Consider the following 13966-nt stretch of genomic DNA (forward strand, 5'->3'; position numbering starts at 1 on the left):
GTATTCTTATAAGTTGGTCTGGACTTTAGGAGGTTATGGTGAGTAAAAATCTGGTTGTTATCGCATTTGATTCTGAAGAAAAAGCGGAGCAGGTTGTTGTTACTTTAAAGGAATTGGAGAGCCAATCCTTCATCAATCTGGAAGATATCGCCATCGTTGTGAAAGACAGCAACGGAAAAGTATCCATCAAGAATGCCATGGAAAAAACGGTGAAGCAGGGCGCTGCCTTTGGCGGTTTTTTGGGCATGTTCCTGGGTATGCTGTTTCTTGTGCCGGTTGGTGGGCTGCTGGCCGGGGCCATTGGTGGGGCGGTTGTTGGCAAATTGTCGGACACCGGAGTAGACAAAGAGTTTGTCAATGAGGTATCGGAGGCGCTTCAGCCGGGTAAGTCGGCGTTGTTTATTGTGCTGCAATCGGCGAATGCGGAAGTGGCGCTGGCCGCTTTACGGCCGTATGAAGGTAAGGTTTTACAGACCACCCTGTCGTCGAACGTGGAAGAACAGCTCAAACGCGCCTTAGGCGATCAGAGTTAGGCGCGGATATAATGCAATGAAACAAAAGAAGGAGAGGCAACGGCCGTTGCCTCTCCTTCTTTTGCTTTGTCCGGGAACATTAGAATGAGTTGGGCACAAAACTAATAATCAGGGACAAAACCATGCTCAGGGCAATGACGACGCCCAAAACCATCAACACTTTTTCAGAAAACGTGCGACGCCGTTTTCTAGCCACTTTTTTTGTCATAATTCAAATCTCTCCTCATAAATCTCATTTCAACCCCTGAGTATAACACAAACGGGTATCGCTTTTGTACAACTTCAACTATTTCTAATCTGCCAACAGCCAGTCTCTCTGGAAGGGTTTGGGCTGTGGTTTATTTACCAGCGTTAGAAGATGGCCGAACGGGGCCGGTTATGGTTGCCCCCTCTTGCCAGATCGGTATAATCTCTGGTGAACAATTTACTGATAAACCTTCGGGGCAGGGCGAAATTCCCGACCGGCGGTAAGGCTGCGCAAGCCAAGCCCGCGACCCGGTCTGATTGACAGGCGTCAATGAAACCGGTTGATCTGGCGAGATTCCAGAGCCGACAGTACAGTCTGGATGGGAGAAGGTTGACCATGCGGTTGTGGTTTCCTCTGGGATGCTGCGCCGTCAATTTGCTGTGCGGCGGCCGCGGGTCTGTGGCCTTTTGCGGCGAGTTGACCGGTGGATGGGGAAACGGCCGTATGCCCTTTGCGCATTCCTTCCCTCCTGCCCCGTATCTGTCAACCGATTCATCGAGGGCATTGTGCGTCCGTTACGGAGTGGCCCAACTGGCTAACTCTTCTCATCTCATTTTCGTTTCTGCTGGCTGCCTGGCGTTTGCTGGTGGTGTGGGGTGGTTATCCGAGTTTTATCTTGCCAGACCCGGTGGACGTGGCGCGGCAGTTTGTGATTGTAGCCGCCGACGGCCGTCTTTTGCGCCACAGCCTCATCACCATCAGCGAAGTCATCCCCGGCCTGCTTATTGGCTTTGGCGTGGCCCTGCCATTGGGCTACCTGCTGGCAAAATCCCCCCTGGCCGAACGCCTCATCTCCCCTTATCTCATCGCCTCGCAAGCCATTCCCATCATCGCCATCGCCCCACTGCTGACCATTTGGATTGCCTCCACTTATTGGTCGCGGGTGTTGGTGGCGGTTTTGGTCGTCTTCTTCCCGGTGCTAATCAACGTCATCGCCGGGCTGCGTTCTGTGCCCCCGGAATTGTATGATCTGATGCGCGCCCTCAAGTCCACGCCGTCGCAAATTTTTATAAAACTGGAATTTCCGGCGGCGCTGCCCATCATCCTGACCGGTCTGAAGGTTGGGGCCACGCTGTCGGTGATTGGGGCGTTGGTGGGCGAATTTGTGCAGCCCAAAAGCCAGGGACTCGGGTTTCTGCTGGTAACGGCGCGGTATCAGTTCAAAACCGACCTGGTTTTTGTGATTTTACTAACCCTGGCGGCCATCGCCCTGTCGTTGTATGGGCTGGTGGCTTTGATTGAAAAGCGTGTTTTACGCTGGCAAAAATGACGAGAGGTAAAACAAATGCGTACAAAAGTGATGGTTATGATTTTACTGCTGACGACGATGCTGGCGGGGTGCGCCGGTGGGGGGGGCGGGGAGGAAACGGCCGTCCTCACCCAAATCCGCCTGCCAATGGGGTTTATCCCCGATCCTCAATACGCCCCTTTGTACGTGGCGACCAACAAAGGTTACTACGCTGAGGAAGGGCTGGAAATCGAATTTGATTACAGCTTCGAGACAGATGGCATCGCCCTGGTGGGAGCCAATCAACTGCCGCTGGCAATTGTCAGCGGCGAGCAAGTAATTTTGGCGCGGGCGCAGGGGCTGCCGGTGGTCTACGTGACGGAGTGGTTCCAGCAATATCCCATTGCCATCGTCAGCAAGGCGGCGGCCAACATTGTGACGCCGCAAGATTTGGTCGGCCGCCGCGTGGGGCTGCCCGGCTTTTGGGGCGCCAGCTACGTGGGCTACGTGGGGCTGCTTGCGGCCAATGGTCTGGCGCAGACCGACGTGAACGCCAGCGACATCGGTTTTAACCAGCTTGAATCGCTGCTGGCCGACCAATCGGAAGCGGTAGTGGTGTATATCAACAATGAACCGGTGCAGTTGGCGGCGCGGGGCGAAGCGGTGAATGTGATTGAGGTGGCCGATTATATTGACCTGGTAGCTAACGGTATCATCACCAACGAGACGACGTTGGCGAATAACCGCCATTTGGTGGATGGGTTTGTGCGGGCTACGCTGCGCGGCCTGGCCGATACGCTGGCCGACCCGGAGGCGGCGTTTGCCATTAGCAAACAATATGTCGAAGGGCTGGAAGACGGCCGTTACCCCGTCCTTATCGCCTCTATGGATTTATGGCGCGCTGAGACGCTGGGGCTGACCAATGCCGCCTCCTGGCAGCGCACCCAAGACATTCTGCTGGAAATGGGCTTTCTGGATGCGCCGCTGGACAACCTGGCCGCAGCCTATACCAATGATGTGGTGTTGGGATTGACAATTGACGATTGACGGGGCGAAGCCGTCGCGCAGCGACATTGACGATTGCTCCTGAGCTTGCCAAAGGATTGGCGATTTTTTGATGAATGATTCTTGCTTTCTGGCTGCCGAGCAAATTAGCTATGCGTTTCCGAATGGTGACGGCCGTCTCATTTTGGACCGTGTGTCGCTGGAAATTGCGCCGGGGGCGTTTGTGGTGTTGGTGGGGCCGTCGGGAGTGGGCAAGTCTACGCTGCTGCGTATTTTGGGTGGGCTGCTGCCGCCGGGTGGTGGGCAAATGTGGACCAACGGCCGTCCCGGTCAGATTCACGACGAGCCGGGAGCCGCTATGCCGCTGGGCATTGTCTTCCAGCGCGACAACCTGATGCCCTGGCGCACGGTGTACGAAAACGTGGCGCTGCCGCTGGAGTTACAAGGGGTGTACGGCCGTGCTGCCCACGATCGCGTCGGGCAGATGTTGGACCTGGTAGGGCTGGCCGGTGAAGCCGCAGACTATCCGGCGCAGCTTTCTGGCGGCATGGCGCAGCGCGTGGCCCTGGCGCGGGCGCTGGTCCACAAACCCTTGCTGCTGCTGTTGGACGAGCCGTTTGGCGCGCTGGATGCCCTGACACGAGAGCGTATGGGTCAAGAACTGCTGCGCATCTGGCAGGCCAACCCGGTGACGGTGTTTATGGTGACTCACAGTATTGCCGAGGCGGTATTTCTGGCCGATGAGGTGCTGGTGATGGGCCGGGCGGAAGGGGAACCGGCGACTATCACCCACCGCTTTGCCATTCAACTCGCCCGCCCACGCCGGTTCGAGATACAACGCACGGCCATTTTTCAGGATTACGTAACGGCCGTGCGTGAAGCGATAAGTGGATAGCTGCAAGCTGTTAGCTTGCTGTTGGTGGTTGGTTGGTTGGTTTTCGTTTGCCGCGCCGCCAGCGGACGATGAGCCACAGCGGCAGCCCAACCAGCAGCGCCAGGGGCAGCAGGAAGATAACCAGCCAGATAAGGGCAGAGATGAGGAACTGCACGGCCGTAATCAACGACTCCAGCGCCGATTTAGCAATGCCTTGGGGCTGCCAACTGCCAATGGCAATCGGCTGATTCAGCTCATCCGGCGTCAGATGCACCGAAATGGTAGAAAAAGTGGCCGATTGGCTGAGGTACTGCATCCGCCCTTTGATAACTTCAATCTCCCCTTCCAGGCGGCTCAATTCCTGGTTCACCGCCAGCGCTTCCTCTACGTTTCGGGTTTCATCCAGAAACGCGCGCACGCGCACGGCCGTAGCCTCCAAATTATCCAAACGCGCCGTCAGGTCCACATACTCCTCGGTCACGTCCTGTCCAGAAACAGATTCCTGGCGCACCTGTAGCGCCAGCGCCTTAATCGCTTCCGTAGCGCCGACAAACCCAACCGATGGCACACGCACCATAATGTCACCGGTTTTGGCCGTCTCGCTGTATTGATAGACGCTGCTGCTGACTACCCACCCACCATTTTCTTCCGCCATGCGACCAATCGTGGCAATCGCCTCTTCGGTATCCGCCACAACAATGTTTAAATCGGCCACGCGAATGATCAATCGTTCTTGCGGCAGGCTGGTTTGGCTGTTAGCCACCTGGCCGCTCGCCGTATCAAAAAAAGCCACGCCGCCTTCATCGTAAGGATATGACTCGGCGGCCGGCATTTGCGCCGGCGCGGGCTCTGCTGTATTTCTGGACGATTCAGCCGCACTGGCACAGCCCACCAGAAGAACAACGAATAAAAATAGGGGGATACAATTTTTCCAGGTCATCATGAGCCTCCTTGTTGGTTATGGCTCATAAACGTTTCATCGAGGGGTTTAGTTCCCAGGGGCAACAAAACAGGTTGGCTCACAAGCCAAATTCCAATCGTTTAATCAGGCGAGTGGGAATGCCATACTGGCGCATTTTGTCTTGGGTGACGGCAACGGGGTAACTGACCCGCTTGAACTGCCAGACCAGCTTGTCGGTATCTAAAAAGGCATAAGCCGCCCGCGGGTCAGAATCACGCGGCTGCCCCACACTGCCGGGGTTGATGATCAGACGATGCTTGTCTAAAAGCTGATCGGTGTCGTAATCCGGTCTGTGAAACGTGATGGTGTGGGCGTCGCTTTCTTCATAGATGACCGGGACGTGGGTATGGCCTACCAGACAATAAGGCGTTTCGAAATGTTCAAAATTGATGGCCGCCGTGTATGGATCAAGAATGTATTCCCACACCGGTTGGCGCGGGCTGGCATGGGCCAGGGTAAAGGGAGGCTCTACGCGCAAAGCCGGCAGCGCATCCAGGTAATCATGGGTATCGGTGCTGATGGCTGAGCGTGTCCATTGAATGGCGATCTGCGCTTCCCGGTTGAAGTTCTGAATGTCTAACTTGCCCAGCACCGCCCAATCGTGGTTGCCAGACAGGCTGATATGTTCATGCTCGCGCAGCAAGGCGACGCATTCGTTAGGGTCTGGTCCATACCCGATCAAATCCCCCAGGCACCAAATCAGATCCCATTGCCCATTGGCATCGGCCAGGACCGCTTCAAACGCCGCGAGATTGGCATGAATGTCTGAGATGATGAGTACTCGCATAAATTCGGCCTCTCTTATTGCCACATAAACAGCACAATCATACCATGATTAGCCAGGCAAGGTATAATAATTTGCGGTGGTTATGAACCGTGTATGAGGAACCAACAAACCAACAAGTCGCGCCAGAGCAGCGACTATTTCGAGGACTCATGAACAACGAACAGAGCGCGATTGGCTATATTATCGGCGGTGGATTGAAGGAGGGCTTTCGCATTCGGCTGACTGTGCCGGCCGACCAGGTGCAGGAAGGCAGCTTTTTGGTGTGCGATAACGGCCGTTTCCGTTACTACGGCCTGGTCACCGATTTGCAACTGGGCGCCACCGACCCCCGCTTCGCCGACGAAAAAACCGACCGGATGCACCCCGCCATCCAGGCAGCCCTCCTGGGCAAAACCCTCTACACCACCCTGGAAATGTACCCCACGCTGCTCATGGATCGCGGCCCGGAAGACCCCCACGATTACCTTGCCTGGCAAGAGCGCGTGCAGCGCGGCGAAGAGACGCCCGGCCCAAAACCGGTCAAAACCGTGCCCGCCCACCATGCGGCCGTGCGCCCGGCCAACGAAGCCGACGTCGCCCAAATTTTCGGCGAAGAAGGCCCCGGCGTCTTCCACATCGGCAATACCATCGAGCAGGGGTACAAAGTGTGCCTGGACCTGAACAAATTTGTCAAGCGCAGCAGCGGCATCTTCGGCGCGACGGGCACGGGCAAGAGCTTCCTGACGCGCATGGTGCTGGCCGGGTTGATGAAGGAAGACGTGGCCGCTGCCCTGGTTTTCGACATGCACAATGAATACGCCTTCGACGACGCCGACACCGACCGCGATACCCGTGTGCGCGGCCTGAAATCGTTGTTTGGCGGCAAGGTGCAGGTGGCGGCTCTGGGCGCGGGGGCGCAGGTGCGCGGCCATTCGCCTGATTTTACCCTGGAACTGGCCCTGACCGATTTCCAGACCAGCGATATTTTGCTGCTGTCGGAGGCGTTGAACCTTACGGATACGGCCGCCGTCACCCTGAACGCCCTGGAACGCGCCTTTGGGCAAACGTGGTTTAGCGAATTTATGAAATTGGAGCCGGGTGCGGTGGATGTGGACCCGGACAGCGGTAAAACCTTCCCAGCCGACAATTCGGTGGCTGCCTGGGCGCGGCAAAACAATGTCCATGAGAAAGCGGCGGAGGCGCTGCACCGCAAGTTGCAGCTCATTTATGACCGCAAGTATGTCACGGCCAATCCGGCCGGCGACCCGGTGCGGGCGATTATTGATAAGCTGGAAAACGGCCGTCACGTCATCCTCGGCTTTGGCGAATACGACAACGACCTGGACTACCTGCTGGTCTCCAACATTCTCACGCGCAAAATCCGCCAACAGTGGGTGAAGAAAACGGAAGACCACAAAACATTGGGCATGGCCGCGCCACGGCCGCTGCTCATCGCCATCGAAGAAGCCCACAAGCTGCTCAATCCCCAACTGGCCGGGCAAACCGCTTTTGGCATCATCGCCCGCGAACTGCGCAAATACTTTGTCACGCTGCTGGTGGTGGACCAACGGCCGTCGGGCATAGACGACGAGATCATGTCCCAATTGGGCACACGCATCACCGGCTGGTTGGGCGACGAAGACGACATCCGCGCCGTGCTTACCGGGCTGGCGGGGCGGGACCAACTGCGCGGCATGTTGGCCCGTTTACAAGAGAAGGAAGAGGTGCTGCTGCTTGGTTGGGGCGTCAAAATGCCCATCCCGGTCAAATCGCGCCGTTACGATGAACGTTTTTACGACGCCATCAAGGGGCGCAAGGAAAGCCAGCCACGCAGCAGCCTGACGGCCAAATCCCTGGACGACCTCAACGACGACTTGTTTGGTTGAGATGGGTGGTTAAATCTGGAAGCCGCCCCGGTAGGGGATCACTTTGTAGCTGAAGTCCAGCACGAAACGAGACAGTTCATCATTCACGGCCGTCCAGCTTTCGCTGGTCAACACCTGGTTCATGGTTTCCAGGTCTTCACACACGAAGCCGATCAGTCGGTTGGGCGCCGCGCCATAGGCTGTATGCCATGCTTCGCTCATTTGCAAGCCCATAGATTGCAAAATGGGCACATAGCGACCCATTACAAACTGGTAATATTCTTGCATGGCTTCCGGTTTCACTTCATAGCTCAACAAGAGCTTGTAGCCTAATATTTTTTCTTTCATGGTTTACTCCAGCTCCCTGGTAATATTAGCCGATGGTATGGTAAAGGCAAATGCACTGCCCTGTCCATACACACTGTGAAACCGGATTCCGCCGCCTTGCGCTTCCACCATTTTTTTGACAATAGACAGGCCCAAACCCCAACCAACCTGCTCACGCACCGCCTCGTCTTCGGCGCGGAAAAACTGGGTGAACAGCCGGGCCTGGTTTTCTTCGGAGACGCCAATGCCGTTGTCTTGGACGGCTATTTCCACACACCCCTCTTGTGGTTGGACGTGGATGGTGATACGGCCGTACGCCGGCGTATATTTATGGGCATTGCTCACCAGATTGGTAAGTACCTGGCTGATGCGGCGTGGGTCGGCGGATACGGCCGTGTTCCCCTCCGCCACGACCACTTCCAGCGACTGCTCCCGCGCGGTTAGCTGCTGCCGAAAATTATCCGCCACTTCCTCCACTACCTCTCGCGCATCAAAAACCGCCATCTCAAACTGCATACGGCCGCTTTCCATATGGTTAATGTCCGACAAATCCCGAATCAGCACACTCATGCGCTCCAGATTGCGCTTGATCACGCCCAAAAACTGCTTTTGCTGCTCGTTCAATTCACCGGTCATGCCGCTCATAATCAGGTCGGTATACCCTTTGATAGAGGTCATCGGCAGGCGCAGTTCGTGCGTCACCACGGAAACAAAGTCACTCTTGGCCTTATTGGCCGCCTGAATCGCTTCATACAGCCGCGCATTTTTTATGGCGACGGCCGCCCGGTCGGCCAGGCGCTCCACAAAGGCCACATCTTCGTCGGTGATGGTCTGCGGATTCTGGCTGGCCAGGGTGATCAGACCGGCCACCCGGCCATCTTGTTTGATGGGCACAGCTAATTGGGCGGCAGTGGCCCGGCCGTCTATCGCTTCGGCCTTGCTAACCTGCTCCAACAACACAGACTGCCCCATCGCCAATACCTGCGCCAACACCGGGTGATCCAGCGCCACGCTGCTGCGCCGCTGCTGCGCCGGCGCGCCGCTGGTTACCAACAGCCGCAAAACCTGACCCTCCTCGGTCTCCGCCAACAGACCAATGGAGCCAGAATCGGCCGTGGTCATCGCCAACGCCCAGGTCACGGCCGAACTCAACACCTGGTTCAGTTCCAACGAGCGATTCAACTGCTGGTCAATCTGCTGGAAAACGGTCAATTCCTCCACCCGGCGGGCCAGGGCGTGGTCGGTTTGGGTAAACAACCGGGCATTGTCTATGGCGATGGCCGACTGGTTGGCAAACGTGCCCAGCAGTTCCAGGTCTGCCTCCTTAAACACGCCGCTGAACAGCCGGTTATCCACATACACCGCGCCGATTATGCGCGCCCGCGCCCGCAGCGGCGCACACATGATGGAGCGTAGTTGGTAGCCAATGACGCTCTGTTGATCGGAGAAGCGCTCATCTTCCTGGGCGTTGCTGGTGAGGATGGCGTCGCCGGTGGTGGCTGCCCGCTGTAAGACAGTGCGGCTGATTTGCATGGAAGCGCCCTCAATGGTTTCACGGTCTACGTTGCGCGCCGCTTCTGTGTGCAGTTGGCCGGTCGCGTCATCAAAAAGCATTAAAAAGCCCCGTTCCGCGCCCGTCAGCAAAATAATGGCGTCCATCACCTGATTCAGCACTTCGCCTAAATCCAGGCTGGCGCCAAGCTGGGAGCTGACTTCATATAAGGCTGCCAGGCGGGCTTGTTCAACGTTGTTAGATTGATTGGTCATTCGGAGGACCTCAGTATGATATGTTGATAATACGCACATTCGGTTTGTAAGACGCAAATCTGGCATTTGGGATTGCGCGCATGGCAAGTTTCACGGCCGTGTCGGATCAAATTCAGGTGCATGGCATAAAAACTCTCTGGTTCGCCCAACGCTTCCAAAATATCGTGGGCTTTATCGGCCGTCACCTTTGCCCCAATTAGCCCCAGCCGCCCGGTAATGCGATGCACATGGGTGTCCACCGGGAACGCCGGCCGATCAAAGGCAAACAGCAGAATGATGGCCGCCGTTTTGCGCCCCACCCCTTTGATCGTCGTCAGCCAGTCGCGGGCTGCCGCCAGCGGCATCTCCGCCAGGAAATCGAGTGAGATTTCACCGCGCGCTTCATAGACGTAGCGCAGCGCCGCCTGGATGCGCGGCCCTTTCTGGTTCGCCAGTCCGGCCGGCCGAATCGTGGCGATCACGTCGGCTTCTGGGGCGTTCATCACGCTTTCCCAGTCCGCGTAGCGCGCTTTGAGGGCGTAAAAGCCTTTGTCGCGGTTGCCGTCGGAGGTGGATTGGGACAGGATGGTGGAGACCAATTCATCCACCGGTGGCAGATGCCGCCGCCACTGTGGTTGGCCGTAAATGTCGGCAAGTTGTTGGTAAACGGCCGTATACTTCTGCCTCAATGCCTGATCAGACGCTATGTTCATACCTGCTCCATTGTAATCTCAGACGGGATTATACCACGCATAAATGGCGTGAAATATTGCCGGTGGCCGACGGTGAATTACGTTTTCACCAGGCGCTGGCGGGTCATCAGGCGGTCTTGCAGGGCGGCCAGGGTTTCTTGCCGTTCGCTGGCCGTAAAGTTGAGGCTGTCAAACACGGCCGTATCCAACCGCATCCTGTCCGCCTGCGCCAATTCATCTTCCGTGGGCAATAACGGCCGTGCGGTCAGCGCGGTGAAAGCGGCCGTTAGCTCATCCACCTGCGCTGCTGCCAGGCGGCGGGGGTCCGGCAGGAAAATCTGGCCCAATTCATACGCGGCCAGCCACAACACGCCGGCGCCAAAATTCAGCCGCCCTTGCAGTTCACACTGCAAGGCAAACCAGGCGCTGTTCAGCAGCGCCGCCGTCGCCGCCAGCGGCGCGTCTGGCGGCAGAATGACCTGGTAGAGCTGCTGGTCTACCAGCAGGCCATCATCCAGCAGTGGGGCCACATGCCGCCGCCACACCCCTTTGGGCAGGACGATCTGCGCTGTTGGTTGAACCGCCAGGTTGTACCATGGTTGGCGTGCGGCGCATGTCGTGCGTTGGTGGAAGCCCTGGCTTTCACCCCAGGCCAGGTAAGCGGCTGCGGCCGTGCCCGCCAGGTCGGCCCCCGGCGGGATCCACAGGAGTTCGTGGCGGCAGTGGACGGCCGTCAGGCGCAGCGTCTCCAGGCCGCGCAGCGATTTGAGCAGCGGGCGGCGAAACGCTGATTCCAACTGCCACTTAGTCACGGTGGCCTTGTCCAGGTAAAAAAAGGTATTGGCCCCGGTGGTGAAACCACGCTGCACCACCGCCCAATCCTGTAAACAAACCATCTGCACTTCTTCGCGCCGCCGCCGATATACGTCTGGCGCGCGCAGGGCCAGCCCCCACCTGGCCGCCGGGCGCAGATCGCTTTGGGTGACAACGCGCACGGCCGTTTCCGGCGTCTCGCGGCTGTCGTTGGGCAGCAGGCGGGGGATGATCTGCTCCAGGATGGTCAGGCGGCGGGGGTCATGGGCCGGGTAGGGGATGAGGCTGCGTAACGGCCGTTTCAACCGCACCAACCGCACCTGGTTATCGGCCCGCCGGTTTGTCCCACTGCATTTTTCCAGCACCACCAGGCAGGTGTTGACTTTGGCGTCATCAAACCAACGTTCAACGTTTGATTCGATGATGGCGAGGATTTTGAAATGGTCGAGTAAAAATTGCTTTAGCTCTTTGCCATAGGCCACGTCCAGCCAGCCATTGGGCACGACAAAACCAAAGCGCCCCCCTTCGCGCAAAAACTGCGCCCCGTGCAGAAAGAAGTAAGCGTGCAGCCCAGAGCGTCCGCCCAGGCTCTCCCACAGTGGGCGCGGCATGAGCAGCCGTTTGTCGTCGGCTTCTGGCATGGTGTGGGCCGGGGGTAGGTCGTCGAAGAGGTCTAGCTGACGGCCGTCAGCCGTCGGCAGGCGGCCAATCCATTCAGCGCGGGTGTAGGGTGGGTTGCCGATGATGACGTCGAAGGCGGGGGGCAGATCGTTGGTTCCCGGCTGGAGGGTGAAGAAGCTGCGGCTGAGAATATGGGCCTGGGGCAGGGCGGCCTGGGCGCGCGCAGCCGTGTCCGGGTCTAATTCCACGCCCCACAACACATCAGGCGGCGCGTCTGGGCCATCGGCCAACCAACCCAGCAGCCGGGCCGCGCGGGCCAGAAACGCGCCCTGGCCGCAAGAGGGGTCTAGTAAACGGTCAGACGGCCGTCGCAGGCAAAACCCCAACAACAAATCTGCCACGTCCGTTGGTGTTTCATACTGGCCCAGGGTATGTTGTTTGTCTGGCATATGCTGTTTCCCTTCCCACAAGGTCGCGCTGCGGCCGCGTTGTCATCTCTGCTGCGGCATGTTGTCCATTGTAACACAAGTGGTCAGGGCGTCGTCGGGGCAAATTGCTGCCAAACCTGCCAGGTTTCTGAAACCTGGCAGGTCTTCTAGCCATTCAGTCTGAACTGCCCGCTTTTACCTGGTAGGGCGCACATTGGTCCAGGGTTTGGCGCACGTTGATGATGCCTTTGCCCAGGTGAGGGTCGGTCACGGCCGTTAGCCCACATTCAATGATCTGGCGCACTTCCGGGGGCGACAACTGCCCCCCGCCCCGCTCGATGACCAGAGCCGCCAACCCAGAGACCAGCGGCGTGGCAAACGAAGTGCCGCTCCAGTAGGCAAAGCCGGTGTTGCTGTCGGTTTTGATGACCGGACCAATGACGGCCGTTGGGCAATCTTGCCCGCCGCAGACATCGTTGGCGGGGATGAAATGGGTGGGATTGGTGGGGTCAGGACGGCCGTCGCCGCCCGGCGCGGCCAGGTCGCCGCGGTTAGAAAAACAGCCCCGACCCTGTTCGTAATTACTGCCAGCCACGCCGATGATCGGCGACCAGTTGGCCGGCAAGTTGGCCGGTTCTGGCTGGGGCAGGTTGGCCGAATCGTTGCCGGCGGCAGCCACGACGACGATTTTGGCGCACTGCGCCGCCCGCAAAATGTCGCGCAGCGACTGCACCCCCACCGGCAGGTTAAAGCCTGCCTCATCCGGCGGCACGCGGATGCCCAGGCTGAGGTTGATGACGGCGCCAATGATGTCCGACGGCCGTTGGCCGGGCGCATTGGCCTTCACAAAGTCGAACAATGCCTGGTTTAGGCTGAATAGGTCCCCCTTGTTGTTGCGGTTCAAGACGCGAATCAGGTGAATGTCGGCCGCCGGGGCGACGGCGTGGGCCAGACCGGCGGCAAAAACGCCATGGTTGCTCAGGTCTTTTTGGGCGTTGTCTATGGCCGGTACAGGGTAATTGGCAAGCTGGATGCTGAGCGGCGCCGGCTCTGTGACCCAATCCAGGGCGCGGTGGCTGCCGGCCATCACTAGCCGGTCATCATAAGGCGACGTATCAAACACGCCAATGCGCACGCCGCGTCCACTGCCCGGCGGCCGCGCGCCCGATAGTTCGATCTGCTGCAAAGCCCACTGCTTCAGGAACAATTCCGGCGGCGCGCTCTGGCTGTCCGCGCCGGAGCTGCCCGTTGGGTCCCAGGGGCTGCCGGTGGGGTCCCACGGGCTGCCGGTTGGATCCCAGGGATGACCGGAAAGCCAGTTGGGTTCGGCGCGCACGGCGCTGCCCCGGCCTACGGCCCGATTGATGGCGGCGATGGCCGCGGCCACGGCGGCCTCGCTGCCGCTGAGCTGGTAGAGGTTGATGACAAAATCGGCAAAATCGCCGTCGGCGCAGTCGTTCAGGCAGATGCGCGTGTCGGCGTCCAGCGCGCCAAAGGTGATGCGGCGCAGTGGTTCGGGGCGAATGATGGCCTCGGCGGCTTGCACAGCGGCGGCTACCTGCGCTGCCGGCCCACTGACGATGACCTGGTCCTGGACGTAAAATTCTTCGGGTGGATACTCTTGTCGGGACGGTTCCGGTGGCTCAGTGGGAGGTGACGGCCGTTCCTCGCCCATCAGCCCGCCGACCAGTCCCAGCAGGAGCAAGAACAATATCAGGAGCAGCCAGCCTGGCGCATCCAACCAGACCAGGATGGCCAGCACCAAAATGAGTACGAATACTAAACCTTGTGTCGAACGATTTTGCATGGATAGTTTCCTCCTTCGTAAACGGGAGCGCGGACGTCCCGTCCGCTCTGGCA

At 58.5% G+C, this 13966-nt stretch carries 12 protein-coding genes and 1 riboswitch; of the genes, 5 read left to right on the plus strand and 7 right to left on the minus strand.

Translation table 11 applies throughout. The features are described 5' to 3' along the window. The first annotated feature begins 35 nt into the window (after window positions 1-35). From IPM39_18710 to IPM39_18725, 4 genes are all read left to right on the plus strand, one after another. Window positions 36-533 (plus strand): DUF1269 domain-containing protein, encoded by a 498-nt coding sequence (locus IPM39_18710; protein ID MBK8988070.1) that lies wholly within the window; start codon window positions 36-38, stop codon window positions 531-533. Window positions 534-963: 430 nt separating this feature from the next. Continuing rightward, window positions 964-1115, plus strand: a riboswitch (FMN riboswitch). A gap of 89 nt (window positions 1116-1204) precedes the next feature. Next, window positions 1205-2050: an ABC transporter permease gene (locus tag IPM39_18715; GenBank protein ID MBK8988071.1), complete on the plus strand. Its 846-nt coding sequence runs from the start codon at window positions 1205-1207 to the stop codon at window positions 2048-2050. A gap of 15 nt (window positions 2051-2065) precedes the next feature. Further along, on the plus strand, window positions 2066-3055 hold the full coding sequence (locus IPM39_18720; GenBank protein ID MBK8988072.1) for an ABC transporter substrate-binding protein: 990 nt from the start codon (window positions 2066-2068) through the stop codon (window positions 3053-3055). A 70-nt stretch (window positions 3056-3125) separates the two neighbouring features. Then, the gene (locus tag IPM39_18725) at window positions 3126-3908 is read left to right on the plus strand and encodes an ATP-binding cassette domain-containing protein (GenBank protein ID MBK8988073.1); all 783 of its coding nucleotides are present in this window, start codon (window positions 3126-3128) and stop codon (window positions 3906-3908) included. Window positions 3909-3918: 10 nt separating this feature from the next. Here IPM39_18725 and IPM39_18730 read toward each other — a convergent pair whose 3' ends face one another. Both IPM39_18730 and IPM39_18735 read right to left on the minus strand, forming a co-directional pair. Further along, the gene (locus IPM39_18730) at window positions 3919-4827 is read right to left on the minus strand and encodes a DUF4349 domain-containing protein (GenBank protein MBK8988074.1); all 909 of its coding nucleotides are present in this window, start codon (window positions 4825-4827) and stop codon (window positions 3919-3921) included. 79 nt (window positions 4828-4906) lie between these two features. After that, window positions 4907-5635 carry a metallophosphoesterase family protein gene (locus IPM39_18735; protein ID MBK8988075.1) on the minus strand — a complete coding sequence of 243 codons (729 nt, stop codon included), beginning with the start codon at window positions 5633-5635 and terminating at the stop codon, window positions 4907-4909. A 149-nt stretch (window positions 5636-5784) separates the two neighbouring features. On the opposite strand from IPM39_18735, the gene IPM39_18740 reads away from it, so the two are divergent. Continuing rightward, a complete protein-coding gene (locus tag IPM39_18740) occupies window positions 5785-7500 on the plus strand; it encodes an ATP-binding protein (protein ID MBK8988076.1) in 1716 nt (571 codons plus the stop codon). 9 nt (window positions 7501-7509) lie between these two features. On the opposite strand, the gene IPM39_18745 is transcribed toward IPM39_18740, so the two are convergent. From IPM39_18745 to IPM39_18765, 5 genes are all read right to left on the minus strand, one after another. After that, window positions 7510-7827 (minus strand): hypothetical protein, encoded by a 318-nt coding sequence (locus IPM39_18745; protein MBK8988077.1) that lies wholly within the window; start codon window positions 7825-7827, stop codon window positions 7510-7512. Between the two features lie 3 nt (window positions 7828-7830). Further along, complete coding sequence (locus IPM39_18750; protein ID MBK8988078.1) at window positions 7831-9573, minus strand: GAF domain-containing sensor histidine kinase; 1743 nt, start codon at window positions 9571-9573, stop codon at window positions 7831-7833. Continuing rightward, on the minus strand, window positions 9570-10265 hold the full coding sequence (locus IPM39_18755; GenBank protein MBK8988079.1) for an endonuclease III: 696 nt from the start codon (window positions 10263-10265) through the stop codon (window positions 9570-9572). The genes IPM39_18750 and IPM39_18755 overlap by 4 nt, the downstream gene beginning before the upstream one ends. Window positions 10266-10342: 77 nt before the next feature. Further along, window positions 10343-12127: an SAM-dependent DNA methyltransferase gene (locus tag IPM39_18760; GenBank protein ID MBK8988080.1), complete on the minus strand. Its 1785-nt coding sequence runs from the start codon at window positions 12125-12127 to the stop codon at window positions 10343-10345. Window positions 12128-12281: 154 nt separating this feature from the next. Then, window positions 12282-13913, minus strand: a complete 1632-nt coding sequence (locus IPM39_18765) for a S8/S53 family peptidase (protein MBK8988081.1) — start codon at window positions 13911-13913, stop codon at window positions 12282-12284. Between the last annotated feature and the right edge of the window lie 53 nt (window positions 13914-13966).

Origin of the sequence: Candidatus Leptovillus gracilis, from assembly GCA_016716065.1 — a bacterium.
Lineage (GTDB): Bacteria > Chloroflexota > Anaerolineae > Promineifilales > Promineifilaceae > Leptovillus > Leptovillus gracilis.

Excerpts from the sequence above, each read along its gene's own strand:
- IPM39_18760 (MBK8988080.1), bottom strand. The coding sequence starts at position 12,127 with ATGCCAGACAAACAACATACCCTGGGCCAGTATGAAACACCAACGGAC.
- IPM39_18720 (MBK8988072.1), top strand. The coding sequence starts at position 2,066 with ATGCGTACAAAAGTGATGGTTATGATTTTACTGCTGACGACGATGCTG.
- IPM39_18730 (MBK8988074.1), bottom strand. The coding sequence starts at position 4,827 with ATGACCTGGAAAAATTGTATCCCCCTATTTTTATTCGTTGTTCTTCTG.
- IPM39_18735 (MBK8988075.1), bottom strand. The coding sequence starts at position 5,635 with ATGCGAGTACTCATCATCTCAGACATTCATGCCAATCTCGCGGCGTTT.
- IPM39_18745 (MBK8988077.1), bottom strand. The coding sequence starts at position 7,827 with ATGAAAGAAAAAATATTAGGCTACAAGCTCTTGTTGAGCTATGAAGTG.
- IPM39_18755 (MBK8988079.1), bottom strand. The coding sequence starts at position 10,265 with ATGAACATAGCGTCTGATCAGGCATTGAGGCAGAAGTATACGGCCGTT.
- IPM39_18710 (MBK8988070.1), top strand. The coding sequence starts at position 36 with ATGGTGAGTAAAAATCTGGTTGTTATCGCATTTGATTCTGAAGAAAAA.
- IPM39_18740 (MBK8988076.1), top strand. The coding sequence starts at position 5,785 with ATGAACAACGAACAGAGCGCGATTGGCTATATTATCGGCGGTGGATTG.
- IPM39_18725 (MBK8988073.1), top strand. The coding sequence starts at position 3,126 with ATGAATGATTCTTGCTTTCTGGCTGCCGAGCAAATTAGCTATGCGTTT.
- IPM39_18765 (MBK8988081.1), bottom strand. The coding sequence starts at position 13,913 with ATGCAAAATCGTTCGACACAAGGTTTAGTATTCGTACTCATTTTGGTG.
- IPM39_18750 (MBK8988078.1), bottom strand. The coding sequence starts at position 9,573 with ATGACCAATCAATCTAACAACGTTGAACAAGCCCGCCTGGCAGCCTTA.